The sequence below is a fragment of the Streptomyces sp. NPDC057486 genome (assembly GCF_042802415.1).
GTDB classification, from domain to species: Bacteria; Actinomycetota; Actinomycetes; order Streptomycetales; family Streptomycetaceae; genus Streptomyces; species Streptomyces yanii.
Genome location: NZ_JBHVEE010000011.1, coordinates 1 through 16,640 on the forward strand (window position 1 = coordinate 1; position 16,640 = coordinate 16,640).

General features: G+C 68.2%; 15 protein-coding genes and 2 rRNA genes. 4 read left to right on the forward strand and 13 right to left on the reverse strand.

The window, feature by feature from the left end; translation table 11 throughout:
- Positions 1-73, forward strand: a 23S ribosomal RNA gene (locus ACFU6I_RS08010); the annotation flags it as partial.
- Positions 74-152: 79 nt separating this feature from the next.
- Positions 153-269: ribosomal RNA gene (rrf, locus tag ACFU6I_RS08015) — 5S ribosomal RNA — on the forward strand.
- 62 nt (positions 270-331) lie between these two features.
- Here rrf and ACFU6I_RS08020 read toward each other — a convergent pair.
- Positions 332-1,111: a GNAT family N-acetyltransferase gene (locus tag ACFU6I_RS08020; protein ID WP_384363084.1), complete on the reverse strand. Its 780-nt coding sequence runs from the start codon at positions 1,109-1,111 to the stop codon at positions 332-334.
- Positions 1,112-1,202: 91 nt separating this feature from the next.
- On the opposite strand from ACFU6I_RS08020, the gene ACFU6I_RS08025 reads away from it, so the two are divergent.
- Positions 1,203-1,763 carry a GNAT family N-acetyltransferase gene (locus ACFU6I_RS08025; RefSeq protein WP_384362883.1) on the forward strand — a complete coding sequence of 187 codons (561 nt, stop codon included), beginning with the start codon at positions 1,203-1,205 and terminating at the stop codon, positions 1,761-1,763.
- Between the two features lie 69 nt (positions 1,764-1,832).
- Here the strand turns inward: ACFU6I_RS08025 and ACFU6I_RS08030 are convergent, their stop codons facing one another.
- From ACFU6I_RS08030 to ACFU6I_RS08085, 12 genes are all read right to left on the reverse strand, one after another.
- Positions 1,833-3,398 (reverse strand): type IV secretory system conjugative DNA transfer family protein, encoded by a 1,566-nt coding sequence (locus ACFU6I_RS08030; RefSeq protein WP_384362885.1) that lies wholly within the window; start codon positions 3,396-3,398, stop codon positions 1,833-1,835.
- Position 3,399: 1 nt separating this feature from the next.
- Positions 3,400-4,818 carry an ATP-binding protein gene (locus tag ACFU6I_RS08035; RefSeq protein ID WP_327245198.1) on the reverse strand — a complete coding sequence of 473 codons (1,419 nt, stop codon included), beginning with the start codon at positions 4,816-4,818 and terminating at the stop codon, positions 3,400-3,402.
- A gap of 19 nt (positions 4,819-4,837) precedes the next feature.
- The gene (locus ACFU6I_RS08040) at positions 4,838-6,388 is read right to left on the reverse strand and encodes an SCO6880 family protein (RefSeq protein WP_384362887.1); all 1,551 of its coding nucleotides are present in this window, start codon (positions 6,386-6,388) and stop codon (positions 4,838-4,840) included.
- Complete coding sequence (locus tag ACFU6I_RS08045; protein WP_384362889.1) at positions 6,385-7,764, reverse strand: hypothetical protein; 1,380 nt, start codon at positions 7,762-7,764, stop codon at positions 6,385-6,387. The genes ACFU6I_RS08040 and ACFU6I_RS08045 overlap by 4 nt, the downstream gene beginning before the upstream one ends.
- Positions 7,754-8,629, reverse strand: coding sequence for a hypothetical protein (locus ACFU6I_RS08050; RefSeq protein WP_384362891.1), 876 nt, complete (start codon positions 8,627-8,629; stop codon positions 7,754-7,756). The genes ACFU6I_RS08045 and ACFU6I_RS08050 overlap by 11 nt, the downstream gene beginning before the upstream one ends.
- A 187-nt stretch (positions 8,630-8,816) precedes the next feature.
- A complete protein-coding gene (locus tag ACFU6I_RS08055; protein WP_030924923.1) occupies positions 8,817-9,131 on the reverse strand; it encodes a hypothetical protein in 315 nt (104 codons plus the stop codon).
- A 303-nt stretch (positions 9,132-9,434) separates the two neighbouring features.
- Entirely contained in the window at positions 9,435-10,091 is a 657-nt protein-coding gene (locus tag ACFU6I_RS08060) for a DUF402 domain-containing protein (protein WP_384362893.1), read from the reverse strand.
- A gap of 176 nt (positions 10,092-10,267) precedes the next feature.
- Positions 10,268-10,537 (reverse strand): DUF397 domain-containing protein, encoded by a 270-nt coding sequence (locus tag ACFU6I_RS08065; RefSeq protein WP_384362895.1) that lies wholly within the window; start codon positions 10,535-10,537, stop codon positions 10,268-10,270.
- A gap of 46 nt (positions 10,538-10,583) precedes the next feature.
- Positions 10,584-11,090, reverse strand: coding sequence for a GNAT family N-acetyltransferase (locus ACFU6I_RS08070; RefSeq protein WP_384362897.1), 507 nt, complete (start codon positions 11,088-11,090; stop codon positions 10,584-10,586).
- A 329-nt stretch (positions 11,091-11,419) separates the two neighbouring features.
- Positions 11,420-12,484: a type III polyketide synthase gene (locus ACFU6I_RS08075; RefSeq protein WP_384362899.1), complete on the reverse strand. Its 1,065-nt coding sequence runs from the start codon at positions 12,482-12,484 to the stop codon at positions 11,420-11,422.
- 901 nt (positions 12,485-13,385) lie between these two features.
- On the reverse strand, positions 13,386-14,591 hold the full coding sequence (locus tag ACFU6I_RS08080; protein WP_384362901.1) for a cytochrome P450: 1,206 nt from the start codon (positions 14,589-14,591) through the stop codon (positions 13,386-13,388).
- 262 nt (positions 14,592-14,853) lie between these two features.
- Entirely contained in the window at positions 14,854-15,834 is a 981-nt protein-coding gene (locus ACFU6I_RS08085) for a DUF1259 domain-containing protein (protein ID WP_384362903.1), read from the reverse strand.
- 454 nt (positions 15,835-16,288) lie between these two features.
- On the opposite strand from ACFU6I_RS08085, the gene ACFU6I_RS08090 reads away from it, so the two are divergent.
- Positions 16,289-16,534, forward strand: a complete 246-nt coding sequence (locus ACFU6I_RS08090) for a hypothetical protein (RefSeq protein ID WP_384362905.1) — start codon at positions 16,289-16,291, stop codon at positions 16,532-16,534.
- Positions 16,535-16,640: the final 106 nt, after the last annotated feature.

Sequence of the window (16,640 nt, forward strand, 5' to 3'; positions counted from 1 at the left end):
GTTGATAGGCCAGATGTGGAAGCCCGGTAACGGGTGGAGCTGACTGGTACTAATAGGCCGAGGGCTTGTCCTCAGTTGCTCGCGTCCACTGTGTTAGTTCTGAAATAACGAACGGCCGTGTTGTTGTCCGGTGTTGGTTAATTTCATAGTGTTTCGGTGGTCATTGCGTTAGGGAAACGCCCGGTTACATTCCGAACCCGGAAGCTAAGCCTTTCAGCGCCGATGGTACTGCAGGGGGGACCCTGTGGGAGAGTAGGACGCCGCCGAACAATTATTCCGGGAAAGCCCCGCACCTCTGGTGCGGGGCTTTTCTGCGTTCACGGGGCCGTGTTCAGTCCGACGGCGACCATACGTAAGGGGTCGTCGTGGTCACTGCGTGAAAGCCGAGGCGGCGCAGGATCGGTGCGCTGTTGTCGGACGCGTCCACCTGCAGATATGGCACTCCGCGGGCTGCCGCAATTTCGGCGCGGGCAGCGACCAGAGCGCGGTAGATACCGCGTCCTCGCCAGGTGGAGAGCGTGGAGCCGCCCCACAGGCCGGCGAATTCGGTTCCCGTCCTGAAGACCAGCCAGGCAGCGGAGACAAGTTCGCCGTCTGCCTCGGCGACCAGGACGGTGATGTCGTCCGGGGCAGCGGCTATCCGGCCCACCAGGTCGTCCCCGATCATGCTCAGGTCCTGGCCCCAGATGACCGACTCCATCGCCGCTATGCGGTGCATGTCCGCGGCTTCGGTGACCCGGCGGAGTGCGACGCCGTCCGGGAGCACGGGCGGTGACGCCATGTCCTTCGTGAGGCCGATGAGGATGGTCTCCTCGTCCTCCGCGGTGAACCCGGCGGCGCGCAGGCGGTCGGTGAGGTCCGCCGGACGGTCGTGGCCTCGTATCTTCCACTCCACCGCCTCTCCCCGGGCAGCGAAGTAGTCACGCTGACGGGCGATCAACTCGTCGAGTTCGGCGCCCCGGATGCCCAGGTCGCGCGGGGCGCTGATGAAACCGCGGAACTGGCCGACGGTCCGTGTCAGGGGGCCGTCCTGTTCGTGGCTGACCCCTGCCGGGGGGTGGGGCGGCACGCCGCGCATCTGCTCGTCATAGGCCGCGAGCAGGCCATTCATGTCTGTCACGCGAGTAGACAGTACGAGCTGGTGCGGGCCCGGGAGCACGAATTCGATTGCCCGAGGACGGGATGCCGGACAGGATCGGTGGATGGACTATGTGATTCGCCCTGTACGCGCCGAGGAATGGCCGCTGGTCAAGGACATACGGCTCGCCGCCCTGCAGGATCCCGCGGCTCCTGTGGCGTTCCTGGAGACGTACGAGCAGGGCGTGGCTCAGCCCGACGAGTTCTGGCAGGGGCGCGCGGCCGGTGGGGCGGAGTCCAGTGGCGACGAGACACGTCAGTTCATCGCCGAGGCCACCGACGGGAGGTGGGCCGGCACGATCAGCGTGCTCATCGAGCGGCCGGACGAGGACCTGCGGTTCGGTGCGCCCGCCAAGGTTCACCAGGCCCATGTGGTCGGGGTCTTTGTGCGGCCCGAGGCGCGGGGCAGCGGGCTGGCCGACCAGTTGTTCCGGGCCGGGGTCGACTGGGCGTGGTCGCTGGGAGAGCCGCGGATCGAGAGGGTGCGTCTCTATGTCCACGAGAACAACCCGCGGGCCAGTGCGTTCTACCGTCGGTTCGGTTTCGTACCGACCGGGGAGACCCTCGCCGAGCCGGACGATCCGACGGTGTTCGACCAGGAGTACGAGATCGTTCGTCCGCTCTGATGGCTTGACGCACCGGATCGGCCGGCTGTCGTCCCGAGCGGTCGGGCTTTCCGGCAGCCTCGGTACCCGTCACATGACTCCTGGTGACTCCTGGTGCCGTGGGGGGCACTGGAGCGGGGACGACCAGCGGGCCCGGGCCTGTTCCTTCGAGCGGAGCAGGACGAGCGTCGGCAGGCCCTGGTCCTGGCCGGTCGACAGCAGTTCAGGGAGTTGGGGGAGCGGTGCCACAGCCGCGACGTCGTCGAGGATCAAGGCCATTGGTGGGTCGAGCCGACCGTCGGTTGACCGTGCGGCCAAGCGGCGGCCGTGCTCGACCACGTGTGAGGCGAGGGCGGTGAGGAGGGGCATCGCACCGGGTGCGGAGCGAGGATCCTCGATGGGTTCACCGACCACATAGAGCGTGCCCCCTTCGCCCGCAAAAGATTCCAGTACCAGCGAATCGGCCCGGTTCGGTGTGCAGGCCTCGCGGATGTGGACCGAGGAGAGTGCGGCGAACGCCCGTACCGTCAGCTCCTGGGCCATTTCCCGGCGTTCGGGGTGACCGGTGAGCGCGGACTCCAGCAGGCCGGCGAGTCCGGAGGACGCCTTGGGATGGGTACGGAGCAGGCGTACGGGTTCATGGGCGCTGCCGCTGAGGGCCCAGCGGTGGACCTGGCGGAACGGGCGACCGTCTATGGCGGCGGCGTGCAGCCAGCACTGGAGCAGGGTCTCCGCGGTCTCGGCCGTCATCGCGTCGATACGGGCCTGCGGCCGGACCGGGGCGAGGAGCGCGGCGGCGCGAGCGGCTGCCGTATCGGGCTGTTCGCATCCGGCGGTGGGGGACCAGTGGAGGCGGGCCGGGGTGTCACAGAGGTGGCCGGGGTCGTAGACGAGGACCGGGCCGAGTTTGGCGCGGGCGTCCTTCGTCTCCGCCCAGACGGTGGGGTCCGAGGTGATGACGAGGGCGGGTCCGTCCGCCTCCCGGATCGCCTGGACGACCGTGGGCCGGCGGGTGGCGGCTGGGCCGTAGACGACGAGAGGTGTGCGAGGGGAAGGGACGGCCGGCGCGAGGAGAGTGGGCGCGGGGCTCTCGGCGGATTCGGCCGGTGCCGGGCCGGCTGCGACAGCGGGGGCGGGTGTGGGCACAGGCGCGGGCGCAGGTGCGGGGACGGAAGCTTCCACCCCTGCGGGCTCCTCGCGCCTCGCGTGCGCCGTGCGTCTCGCGTCGTTCTCCACGTCCCGCGCTTCGACGGTCGGTGCGAAGCGCTCTTCGCGGCGCTCCTCCCGCCGATGTGCTCGTACCATGCGCCAGCGGGCCACCACGCCCATCACGAACACTGTCAGCACCATGAGCACCATGAGTTCGCCTATGAACAGGCCCCAGAACAGCCCGTACCCGGAGAGCTGGTCCGCCGGTGTGTCGGGCCAGGCTGCCGGGATGTCGTGCGGGGACGCCGCCAGCCGGCGCATGGCAAGCGGCGTCTCGGTGAAGGTGACGCCCTTCGGCCACGCGCCGTGCGTGAACAGTCCGGACAGACCGGTGGCCGTCCAGGCCAGGAGGGCCAGCCCGAGCAGGAAGCCCAGCAGGCCGACCAACAGACCGTCCGGGATGCCGCCGGTGCTCGGACCGGTCTGCTGCTCTGTACGCCCTGCCATGTCATGCCACCGTTGACTCGGACGACTCGTTCAGTCGTTGCTGGTGCTCGATGCGGGCCGCGCGCTGTTCGGTCTCCAGCTCTGCGGCCCGTACGTCCTCCGGCAGCAGATCGACTGCGGACGACTCGGTCATCGCGCGGTCGGTGAAGACCAGTGGCCGTTCCGCCTCGGTGATCAGGTGTTTGACGACCTGTACGTTCCCGTTGACGTCCCATACCGCGATGCCGGGGGTGAGGGTGGGGATGATCTCGACCGCCCAGCGGGGCAGGCCGAGTACGCGCCCGGTCGCTCTGGCCTCGTCGGCCTTCTGCGCGTAGATCGTCCGGGTCGACGCCATCTTGAGGATCGCCGCCGCCTCGCGTGCCGCGGCCCCGTCGACCACGTCGCTGAGGTGGTGGACCACGGCGACGAACGACAGCCCCAGCCGTCGGCCGAACTTCAGCAGCCGTTGGAAGAGCTGGGCGACGAACGGTGAATTGATGATGTGCCAGGCCTCTTCGACCAGGAAGATGCGCTTCTTCCGGTCGGGCCTGATCCAGGTGTGTTCCAGCCAGACGCCGACGATCGCCATCAGGATCGGCATCGCGATCGAGTTCCGGTCGATGTGCGAGAGGTCGAAGACGATCAGGGGCGCGTCCAGGTCGATACCGGCGGAGGTCGGGCCGTCGAACATGCCGCGCAGGTCACCGTCGACGAGCCGGTCCAGGACGAGGGCGACGTCGAGACCCCAGGCGCGCACGTCGTCTATGTCGACGTTCATCGCCTCGGCGGACTCGGGTTCCGGGTGGCGCAGTTGCTCGACGATGTCGGTCAGTACGGGTTGCCGCTCGTTGATCGTCTGGTTGACGTAGGCGTGCGCGACCTTCAGCGCGAAGCCGGACCGTTCGTCGAGGCCGTGGCCCATCGCGACTTCGATGATCGTACGGAGCAGGGCGAGCTGGCCCGTCGTGGTGATCGACGGGTCCAGCGGGTTGAGCCGGATGCCGCCGTTCAGGGCCGCGGTCGGGTCGAGACGGATGGGGGTGAGGCCGAGCTCCTGGGCGATGAGGTTCCACTCGCCGACGCCGTCCTCGCCCTGGGCGTCGAGGACGACGACCTGGCGGTCGCGGAAGCGGAGCTGACGGAGCACGTACGTCTTCTCCAGCGCGGACTTGCCGTTGCCCGACTCGCCGAGCACCAGCCAGTGCGGGGCGGGGAGCTGCTGGCCATACAGCTGGAAGGGGTCGTAGATGTACCCCTTGCCGGAGTACACCTCGCGGCCGATGATCACGCCGGAGTCGCCGAGACCGGGTGCGGCGGTGGGCAGGTACACCGCCTGGGCCTGGCCGGTGGAGGTACGCACGGGCAGTCTGGTCGTCTCCACCTTCCCGAAGAGGAAGGAGGTGAAGGCATCCGACAACGCGGACAGCGGATCTCGCATGGCGTGACTGCCCTCTCGGTTAGCGACGGATGCCGGTGGCGAACGGCAGGGTGTTCACAAAGGCGCGGTGGTGCTCGCGGTCGCACCACTCCAGCTTCAGGTACGACTTGCCGGCCGAGGCCCGGATCGTCCGCTTGTCACGGGCGAGGGACTCGGGTGATCGCGACGACACGGTGATGTACCCCACGAGGTTCACTCCGGCCGCGCCGCTCGCGAGATCTTCACCCCGCTGGTCGAGCCTGCCGTGGGCGGCGATGTCGCGCGGGTCGACGGTCCGGTTCATCTTGGCCTGGCGGCTCGCCTCGGCCTCGTCGTTCGTCTTCTCCGTGAGCATCCGCTCGATGGCGACCTCGGTCGGTTCGAGGTCCATGCAGACCGCGACCGTACGGATGACGTCCGGGGTGTGGACGAGGAGCGGGGCGAGGAAGTTGACGCCGACGGGCGTCATCGGCCACTCCTTCACCCACGCCGTGGCGTGGCACCAGGGTGCACGTGTCGCCGATTCACGGGTCTTGGCCTGCAGATACGTCGGCTCGACCGCATCCAGTTCGGCGGGCCAGGCGTTGCGCTTCGTCATCGCCTGGATGTGGTCGATGGGGTGGTCGGGGTCGTACATCGAGTGCACGAGGGAGGCGAGCCGGCTCTGGCCGAGCGGCTGACGCACCCGGATGTCGGCTTCGGCGAGGCGGGCGCAGATGTCGGTCAGTTCGCGCGCCATGACGACGGCGAGCCCCGCGTCCCGGTCGAGCTTGCGGCCTGCCTGGGGGCGGGCGGCGCGGGCCATGGCGTTCGCCTCGGCGGCCAGCTCGCGGTTGAAGTGCATGCACGCGACGAGGTAGGCGCGGTGCTGTTCGCTGGAGGTGGAGACCATCGACTGGAGCTGGTCGTACGACTCCTGCAGCCAGCCCGGGGCCGTCTTGTCGCCCCGCTGGGCGACGTCCTTCGCGTGCGCGTCGGGGTCGGCGGGCAGGGTGCGGGCCAGCATCTGGATGCGGGTCACGAAGCCGTCGCCGTTCGCCACGTGCTTGAGCAGCGTGCCGAACCGGTCGACCAGCGCCTCCTGGTCCTCGCTGTCGCGGAGTCCGACGCCGGGACCCTCGATCTCGATCGCCGCGGTGACGGTGCGGCGGTCGGCGTGCAGCAGTACGGCGATCTCGTCCGGGCCGAAGGGGGCGGAGAGCCAGTTGATCCGGCCGATGCCGGGGGGCGGCCCGACCTCGACCTCGCGGCCGTCGCCCCGTACGCCCGCTTCCATGGCGGAGGAACGGTAGGTCGCGCCGCGGCGCACCGACCGCTTGAAGCTGCGGTTGATCTCGAACCATTTGTAGAAGGTGCGGTGCTTGTACGGGACGTACACGATCGCCAGCGCCAGCAGCGGGAAGCCCGTGAGCAGCACGATCCGCAGGGACAGGACGGGGACGATCAGCCCGCTCATCATGCCGAGGAACGCGCCGACGATGATCAGTGCGATCTCGCCGGTTTCGCGGTTCTTGCCGACGATCGCGTTCGGCCGGGCCCGGCCGATGAGATACGTACGGCGGGGCGCGACCGGATGGGCCTGGGTCGTCAACGCCCTCCACCTCCTGTGCTGTTGTTACCTGCATTGCCTGTACCGCCGCCCCGGCTGGCGCGGCTGCTGTGCGGGGTGCCGGAGGCGGGGCCCGATCCGCTGCGGGGCGGAGGTGCGGCGGAGGGGACAGATCCGCCGCCGACCCCGCTCCCGCCGGTGTTGCGGGAGCTGTGCGCGGCCACACCGCCGCTGACCGGGTTGGCGGGCCTGCCGCCGCTGTTGCCGCCGCCCTGTCCGCCGTTGTCGCCGCCGCTCCGGCTGCTGTGGGTCTTGATGCCCTGGGAGACGAGGGCGGCGGGGGAACTGATCAGGGCTGCGGCCTGGGCGCCGTCGGTGGCCTGCTTGCGGTTGGTGCGGGCGCCCTGGATCTCGTCGCCGAAGCCCGGGACGAAGCGGTAGATCATCGCCGAGGCGAAGATTGCCAGGAGGATGATGGCGAGCCCGGAGACGACGGCGGAGAACGCGTTCGGTCCCCCGTCGGAGGAGAGCGCGCCGGCCAGCCCGAGCACGATGACGATGACCGGCTTCACCATGATCACCGCGATCATGATGCCCGCCCAGCGGCGGACATGACCCCACATGTTCTTGTCGACGAGCCCCGAGTAGACGACGACGCCGAGCAGCGCGCCGACGTAGAGCAGGGCGGCCCGGATCACGAGCTCCAGCCAGAGCACGCCCGCGGCGAGGATCGACACGAGCGAGACGACGATCAGCATGATCGGCCCGCCGCCGATGTCGGAACCCTTGCTCAGCGCCTCGGCGAAGGAACCGAAGAAGACATCGGTCTGCCCGCCGGAGGACGACGCGATGACATCGGTGACCCCGTCGGTCGCCGACACGACCGTGTAGAGGATGAGCGGCGTGAAGGCGGACGCGAGGACGGTCAGCCAGAGGAACCCGACAGCCTCGGAGATCGCGGTGGCCACCGGAACGCCACGGATGGCGCGCTTGGCGACGGCGAGCAGCCAGAGGACGAGGGTGAGCACGGTGGAGGCGGCGAAGATGACCGCGTACTGCTGGAGGAACTTGGGGTTGGTGAAGTCGACGTTCGCCGTGCCTTTGACTGCGTCGCTGAGCTTGCCGACGATCCAGGCCGCGGCGTCGGCGCAGCCACGGGCGAGGGAGGAGAGGGGGTCGAGGGCGTTGGCGGCGTCGTCGGGGGAGGTGGTTTTGGGGGCGCCTGCGTCGCCGTTTTCGCAGTAGTCCTTGGCGAGTCCGACGATGAGGTCACAGGCGTTGTTGGTCTTACTCGGAGATGGGCTCGGGGTCGGACTCGGTGCTGCGGTGGCACGGGACGCCAAGAGGACGATCGTGGCTGGGACGCTTCCCAGAACGGACGTGACAGAGATCGCACGGGAGCGACGGCTAGCGGGCATAGGTAAAGCCTCCGTACTGCTCAACCGCACCGGCGATGTCGTCTGCAGTCGATGCCCGATTGTCCCCGCTGACCGGTGTTGGGCCTTCTGTCTGGTTCGACGACTCGATCTTCCAGTCGTTCCCGACCCATTTCAGGTTCTCGGTGATGGTGAACCAGGTCTCAGTGACGGGCTTGGTGGAGCCTTGACCGGCCATCCCGACGAGGCCTGTGCACCAGACCTCGACGGTGGCTGTGTCCCCGGTCTGTTTGGTCACCTTGGTGCCCACAGGCACGGTCCGGGAGACGAACGTCAGTCCCTTGGGGGTGCTGCCGTCTTCGTTCAACCCGACATTGGCGAAGAGGCTTGCGGAGTATGCCTTGTCCATGTCGGCTTGGAGGCGGTCGACCACAGCCGGGTCGTGAGTGGCTTGCAGGATTCCCCGGCGTGCGGCGGCATTGAACATGTCGGCAGAACCGAGTGCTACGGCGTAATTAGTTGCAGCGCTCTGCGCACCCTGAGCATCGTGCGCGAACCCCGACGCGATCGTGCCGTTCTTCCCCGTCACCGGCTTCGTGCCCGTCGCCGCGGTAGGCGCCGAGCCCGCCTTGCTGCCGCCGCCGCTCCCTTCCGACGCCCCGCCGTCGTTCCCGCCCCCGCCCGTGTTCGCGAACGCGATAGCCGCGATGAGGAGGACGACCACGCCGACCACCATGACCAGGGACCGTGAACTGCGGGCCGGCCGACGGGAGCCGCCGTAGCCGTCGCCGCCCCCGCCGTCGGGGAATCGTGTACGGGTCTGGCGTGTTCCGCCAAGGGTGCTGTATCCATCGTCCGTACGGCCTGTGCCCGAGTCGCTGTAGCCGTGATCGTCGCCGGCACTCATGCTGCGTAGGCCCCCTCAACCGTGTGCGATTCCGCGTAGTACGACGGTAGCCGTGCTGGTTCCCGCGCGGACGCGGTGTGGTGACTCGACATCAGGGAGACGCAACCTCTGCCGGTGGGCACGACGGACGGATGGGGTGGAAGCGGAACGGAGGCGGCGGCAGCCTTCCGGGCAGGCTGACGGACGGCTAGATGGCCATCCCGTAGACGATGGTGAACAGGGTTCCCAGTGATCCAATGATGAACACACCGGTCAGACCGGCAACGATCAGGCCCTTGCCCTGTTCTGCGCTGAACGTGTCGCGCAACGCCGTCGCGCCGATGCGCTGCTTGGCTGCTCCCCAGATGGCGATGCCGAAGCAGAGCAGGATGGCAACGGCCATGACGACCTCGATCATCACTTTGGCTTCGTCGCCCAGGGCTCCGAACGGCCCCCACTTGGGAGCGATGCCGTTGATGATGGTGCTGATGCCGCCCTTATCAGTGTCAGCTGCCAGGACCATGTAAGTCACCGCCCCTGTTGGGTAGTTCACTGCCCCTGCCACGTGGCACGGGTCGCTCTCTATCTTCGCTGATGAATCTGCCCAGGTGGGACGACTTGGCACCTCTCTTTCATGGGATCTCGCACGTTTGACCGGTCCGACCGCCCTGACCTGCGGATCGAATCGGTGTGTGACCACATATGTATGGTTACTCTGTGTATCACGGAGGGTGACTCTGGGCAATCATCGTCTTCTCGCCACCCTGGCCGAAGCCTGCCCCCGGTCCCTTCTCGCGCCCATCGGAGCAGGCGGGTTGAGGGTCAGTCAGAGGACGGAACGGCAGGGTCCCGGCGGGCGGGGCGGTGTCGTCCAGCTCTTCGGTGGCCGGAAGTCGCACCAGGAGCCGTCGAAGGGAAAGGTTCCGGCCTCGACCAGTCGTGCGACTCTGGTGCCCTCGGCGCGGATCGCGGCCGCTTCATCGGCCGACCAGTAGACGGGGTGGCCGGTCTTCTCGGCGAAGGATTCCTCGTCCTTCCACTGCCAGGACCGGTCAGGTGCGACGTTGATGTCGAGCTCGTGGTCGGCGATGTCGATGTCGTCGCCGTGGTGGACGCGGCGCTCCAGATTCACGTACCAACCGCGGAACTTTCCCCTGCGGCCGAAGAGCCACAGTACGGAATGTGCGGCGCCGGTGGGCTGATAGAAGAGGGCGCTGCCCATCGGCCACCGATCGGGGACCACCGGATATCCAGTGGCGGGTCGGTCGTCCGGGGCGATGTCCCGGAGATGTGCGCCTCCCGGGAGCTCTGTGCGCCACATGGGCGCGCCCGTCTCCATCCATATCAGCTGGCCCTCGTCCGTGCGGTCGACGAGACGTACGGGCACCGAGGCACTCAAGTGGCCGCCGATGAAGAAGTTCCAGTGCAGAATCCGGCCCGGTACGTCGTCCGTGGTGTTGATCAAGCGCGCGAGACGGTTCATGGATCAATCCTTGCTGCCGGGACCCGATGGTGGGGATGTGGTCATTTGTTCCCGGTCAGGAGCAAGTTCAATGCGCGGAGAGGGTGGTGACGTAACGAAAGCCCGTCGGTGGGACGGGCGGCGAGCAGTGAGGAGCAGGCCGGCTCTTGCCGTCCGACAGGCAGGAGCGTGAGCGGTCAGGTCGGGGTGACCGGGCCCTCGCCGGCCGGCTCCGCGAAGTGGTCGAACTCGCCGGCCATGACGCCCTTGGTGAAGGCCTCCCATTTCGTCCGGGTGGTCGTGACGATGGTGGACGGGTCGCCGGTCTCGCGGAGGTGGACGAACCCGTCCGCGCCGAAGGCGATCTCGATCCAGGGCCCGGGGCCGTCCTCCCCCTCAGGGGCGGCGCGGACCCACGTGAGGTCGGCGGGTATGCGCTGGTCAGCCAGCTCCGCCTCCGAATCCACCAGGGCCGCGTCTCACCGGGAGAATCGCCCTGAGCCGTCGCGTCCGTCACGGGGCGGTGTCTTCAAGCACTTCCCCCAGATCCCGTACGAAGCGAAGGCCCGGGCGGCCGCCCAGCCGGACCTCGCCGGTGGGTATGAATCCGGTGCGGGCCAGTACGGCTCGTGACCCGGCGTTGTCGAGGGTCGTGACGGCCCGCAGCGTCGTCAGACGGTACTCCGCGGCAGCACGGGCGCAGATCTCACGGACGGCGGCCGTGGCCAGTCCTTGTCCGGCGCTCTTCTCGGCGATCCGGTATCCGAGTTCGGCCGAACCGTCCGCCACGTCGACCAGGTTGACCCGCCCGACCACCGCACCGCCGGCGTCCACCAGCACATGGAGGAAGTGCAGCCCTGAAGCCTGTTCCGCTAGCAGTTCGTGATGGCGCGCATCGAAGTGGGCGAAGTAGTCGTCGCCACGGTCGGGAATCGACGCGGCGAAATAGGTTCGGTTCTCCTGCTCGAACGCAAGAAGAGCCGGGGCATGGTCGACACGAAGACGCTGCAGTTCAGCCATGCAGGGATCGTACTGAGCCGGATGCGCGATGCCGGGTGCGCTGGACGCGGGATCTGTCGGGTGGCCCTGCGGCCCCCGACCCCGTCGAGATCCGCGAAACCACGTGCGCCTGCGGCCTGCAAGTCGTCCTCGACGGCCCGGCGATGCGGCTTCCGCCCGACTGAACCCGAACCCGTGAGGTCGGGTTACGCAGGTGGCGGTGGGCGCCAGATGTTACTGCCCCCGGTCCTCAAGGGCGGAGGGCGCTTGAGGACCGGGGGGTCGGGACGGTGTGGTTGCGGGGCTTCCAGGGCGGGTTGCCGGGCGCCCACACCGTGCTGGTGTGCGGCTCAGCCCGCTGCCTCGGGCTCGGAGGCCCACGTTCCCAAGGAGATCTCGGCGGTGATGCCCGGTCCGAAGCCGGCCATGATGCCGCGCTGGCCGTGCAGGGTCGACGCCTCATCGAACATGCGGGCCAGGGCGTCGAGTACCACCGCGCTGGCGATGTTGCCGTACTCGGTGAGCGTGGCCCGGCTGAAGCGGAACGCTTCGGGCGGCACATCGAGGAAGCGGCTCAGGTCGTCCAGGATGCGCGGACCGCCGGCGTGGATGATGTAGAAGTCCAGCTTGCTGGCGTTCCACTGGTGCTGATCCGCGAGGGCGCTCAGGGCCGGCGCAAGCGGCTCCATGGTTCCGGGCACGCGCTTGTCGAGCTGGAAGTGGAAGCCCGTGGACCGGACCGCGTAGGAGATCCATTGCTCGGTGTCCGGGATGATGTACGACCCGTTGCGTTCCAGACGGACTCCGGTGCCGCCTTTGCCCCGTACCACGGCGGCGGCGATCCCGTCGCCGAACAATCCGTTGGACAACAGGGACCCCACGCCCAGATCGGTGGGCTGGTAGCACAGCGAGCAGAACTCGCAAGCTATGACGAGCACGTTGGCGTCGGGGTACGCCGTGCAGAAGTCGTGGGCCCGGTTGACGGCTGCACCGCCCGCTGCACAGCCCAGCTGGGCGATCGGCATCTGCCGCGTCTGCGGCCGGAAGCCCATCGTGTTGATGAGCCACGCGGTCGGCGGAGGCATCATGAAGCCGGTGCAGGAGACGTAGATGATCAAGTCGATCTGCGACGGCTCGAGTTCCGCCTGGTCCAGTGCCTGGCGGACAACAGCCGGGACGCGGGCCTTGGTCTGCGCCTCGTAGACTTCGCTGCGCGCATCGAACCCCGGGTGCTGCAGCACCTTTTCGATCGGCTGGATCAGGTGTCGTTTCTGAACCCCGGTGTGTTCGATCAGACGCAGGACCAGAGGGAGCTGCGGATGGTCACCGTGCAGCCGTTGTGCCAGTTCGAGGGTTTCGTCGTTGGTGATGACGTACTCGGGAACTGCGATTGCGGGCTTGCAGAGTACCGCCATGGATCTCCTCCTAGCGGACGATGAACCACACGGCCGAGCCCTGACCGGATGCGGGGGCAGGTGTCGGCCGACGGTAGCCACTGCGGCACCGTGCGTGGAGCGGCGCGCGACAGACCTTTTGGTCGCGGCGCCGAATTCCGTGCCCCTGGGACGGGCATGGACGGGCCGATCGACGAATGCGCTGAATTCTCACCGTATGGGCGGATGAATTTCGGTCGCACCTGATCGGCCCTGGAGATCACGCTACGACAGGCGGATGAGGGTCGCACGTCGGACGGAACGCGCTGTGCGGGAGCCCCGGATTGTCCTGGGATTTTGCCCCCTGAGGGCCAATGGGGGCACCGCTGACCACCTTGTTCGTCCTCGGCCACGGCGAGCGGACCGCCCGTGGCCGGCCCTGCCCGGCGCGTGCACGACCGGCCTGCCGATGGGCCGCCCCACGCCGGGAGACGCACGGCTGCGGGCGACGGTCACCGATCCCGTGGACCGGTGACCACAGGGTGGAGCGGCCGCCCCTCGCCGTCGCACGGTGCGAGCCACGAAGCCGGGTACGGGGCGCCCTGCTGCCCGGACGGCATCGATTCACCCGCTCGGCGGCGCCCGGGCTGCGCGCGGCGGCCCGGGCCTTCCCGCGCTATGGCCGGACCCGGGCCGGAGCGCGATGGGTCTCCATGGGCGCCGCCTCAGCGGTGGCCCTGACCACGTACCGCGGTTGCACGTAGAGCCTGGTGCCTCATTGCTGATGATCTTTGCGCGATGTCGCGTCGCGGTTGCCCTTCGCTGCAGGTCAGGGCACGCGCTCCAGCGACATCACGCGGCGAAACTCAGTAGAGGACCTCGCAAAATGGGCGCCCGGCCCGCGGCGCCCATTTTGCGAGGTCCTCTGACTCGGGTATCGACGTCACCAGGCGACTGGCAGTGCGAGCGGATAGCGCCAGATCGACGTCGTGTTCCAGGCCACTTCCTCGGCCGGCTTTGCCAGCCGAAGGTTGGGGAAGCGTTTCAGGAGGGTTCCGAATGCGACGTGGAGCTCCGTGGCGGCGAGCGGGGCGCCGAGGCAGTGGTGGCCACCCCAGCCGAAGGTCATGTGGGACGGACCTGTGCGTTCCAGGTCCAGCTCGTCAGGCCGGTCGAACTTCCGGCCGTCCCGGTTGGCCGTCAGGTAGGAGACGTGCACGATGTCTCCCGCTCGGATCTTCACCCCGCTCAGTACCACGTCCTCGGTGGCGACGCGGGGAATGCCGACGCCCTTGCGGAAGGGGATGAAGCGCAGCAGTTCCTCGATGGCCTGCGGGAGCATCTCGGGGCGGGCGCGCAGCGTGGCCAGCTCCTTGGGGCGAGTGAGCAGGGTGTATGCGATGTTCCCGATCTCATACGTGGTGGTGTCCTGGCCGGTGATGAGCAGGACCATGGCCATGACGGTCAGTTCTTGATCGTTGAGGAGCTCGTCCCCGTCGCGGGCGGCGGCCAGCGCGCTGATCAGGTCATCGCCCGGGTTCTGGCGCCGGTGCGCCGTCAGCTTCGCGAAGTAGGCGCGGAGATCGGCCTTGGCGCGGACCGCGTTCTCCCGGTTGTCGATACCGACGTCCATCATGGTCCGTGCGTGGGCGCGCAGTTGCGCGTCGTCGCCCTCGGGGATGTCGAGGACCTCGCAGATGGTGGTCAGGGGCAGGGGGGCCGCGAGGTGCTCGAAGAGGTCGGCGGGGGAACCGTGCTCCTCCATCCGGTCCAGCAGCTCATCGACGACATGCTGGGTACGGACCCGCATGCGTTCCATGTGGCGCGGCGCGAAACCCTTCGAGATCAGGCTGCGCAGGCGGCTGCTGGCCGGCGGGTCCATCACATTGATCGCCTCGTCCTGAACGATGGGTTCAGGGGTCATCCGCGGGAAGTTCCGGCCGATGATGGCTCTGCGGCTGAATCGCCGATCGGTGGTCACTGTGCGTACGTCGTCGTAGCCGGTGACGAGCCATGCTTCCCCGTCGCCGTGGGGCAGCTGGATGCGGGAAACGGGTGCTTCGTTCTGCAGCTGCTTGAGCAGCGGATCGAATTCGAGGGCCTCGGCATAGTCGAATGGACAGTTCCGCGGCGTGGAGACTGGTTCCATACGGAGCTCCAGAAATCGGATCTGATGGATGATTCGTAACGTACTGGGATGAACAGGTCATCAGTACCCGATCGTCTTCCGAGGCACGCGCCGCTCCGGGGCAATTGGGCCATTGGAATTGACCGCCCGGTGATGCGGAAGGCTCTGCCCGCGGAAGGGGCGGGGCGTGCCGGTGCCGCACGATTGGTGTGCCTGGCACCGGTGACACCCAAGGGCCCGGGAGCGGGTACCCGAGGGCAACCCGCTCCCCACCCGATCTTTCTCAGCTGGTCGGCACGACGTTGGTGGCATCCACTGCGGGGCGCAGCCCTCGGGCGAGCTCGACGGCGTCGCCCACGGCCCAGAAATGGGTGAAGAACAGGCGAGGGTTCTCCGTCAAGTGGTGGTTGTGCAGCTCGACGAGCTTGATCCCGCCGCGCCGCAGGGCCCCCAGTACGTTCTGGACCTCCTCGGCGAGCATGACGCAGTCGCCGCTGAGCGCGGCCCGGCCGCCCCCCAGCGGCTGGAAGGTGAACGCGCTGGTCGATCCCAGACCGGGAGGCAGCACCAGGTGGCCGTCGCAGATCGTCTCGCGGCGGGCGAAGACGACCTTGTAGACCACGCCGTCGCTGGAACCCTTGGCTCCCAGCGCGGCCTCGATTCCGGCAATGTCGAGGTCGCTGGTGACCGGCGGGCCGGTCGGAACTGCCGGCGGGGTCCCTGTGAGGTCGAATCCCGCGCGCAGGCCGCGCGCCAGGGCCACTGCGTCGTGGCCGTGTCCGTGGACGTGGGTCCACCAGATGTCGGGTGATTGGCCGAGCAGATGCTTGTGGAGCGCGGTCTGCGCGATCCCGTGTGCCTGAAAGGCGTCGGTCACCTGCTGCAGTTCGGCCTCGGTGACTGCTACGTCGCCCATACACATCGTGCTGCCGTCGGCGTAACGGACGAAGGCCACGTGCGTGCCCAGGGCGAGCGCCGGTGTGATGGTGATGCCGTCCGAGACCACGTGAAGATCCCCGCGGGGGAAGGGCGTGTGGTAGGTCGTTCCCCGCAGCATGTTGCCTCTGCGGCCCAGCGTGTGTGCGACGTCCGCCCAGTCCGCCTCGGTGGTGGGCACCGGCTTGACCCGCCGGTGCCTCCGGTTCCAGGGCATCCCGGTCATCCCGGCCGGTACGGGTTCTGCGGCGGCCGCCCCTGCCCCGGCTCCGGCCAGCATCGGTGCCAGTGCCGCTGCGGCCAGCACGCGCCGCCGCGACGTAGTCACCTGTGTGCGCGTCTCCTGCTGTCGATCTTCAGCCATCATCTGATCGCCTCCATGGCGAGATGAAAGCATGCGAAACCGCAAGAAAGCGGATGCTTCGTCATGAGGCGGGTCCGGATGGACCAAGCGCGCACCGTCGTGCGGCGGGATCCTTCAGTGCGACGGCTGCCCGAGCCCCCGGTACGGGATGCGGCTTGCCCAGGGGATCACTGCGGAACAGAGCGAGCGGCTGGCGCGGGCGCCGGGGACATGGTCCGAGGGAGGGCCCGCACCGGCTTCTCGATGAGGTGGGTGCAGGCCATCGACTTCACACCTGGTTCTGCCTGGTCGGCACCGTCTTCGTTCGGCGATGTGACCACAGGGTGTGCCTCTCGTGAATCGGTGGCCGGCAGAGCGATGAGTTCCCCGGGGCTGCTCGGTACGTACGAGTGTCCATCCCGGAGAGAAGAGGAAGACCGTGATCGAGAACATCGCCACTGCTGCTTCGACGCAGTCCGAGGCTGCCGTACGAGAGGTGCTGCACATCGGCGAGGACGCCGCCGTGGTGATCAGCCGCAGCGGAATCCTGTCGGCGGGCGAGTCCACAATCCCCGCCGACCGCTTCGTACTCGCCACATGGGTCCTGGCAAAGGAGGCCGGCCAGGGGGCGGGGGAGGGATGGTTGGTCGCCGCTTACCACAACTGCCCGGCAGGCAAAGCCTGATCACACGTCCTCCGGCGGCCCATCGATCGGGTGAAATCCCGCTGGGGCGGGGCGGGGCTTCGGCCTTGCAATTCAGGGCCGAACCCCCACCCCGAGGGCCGACGCG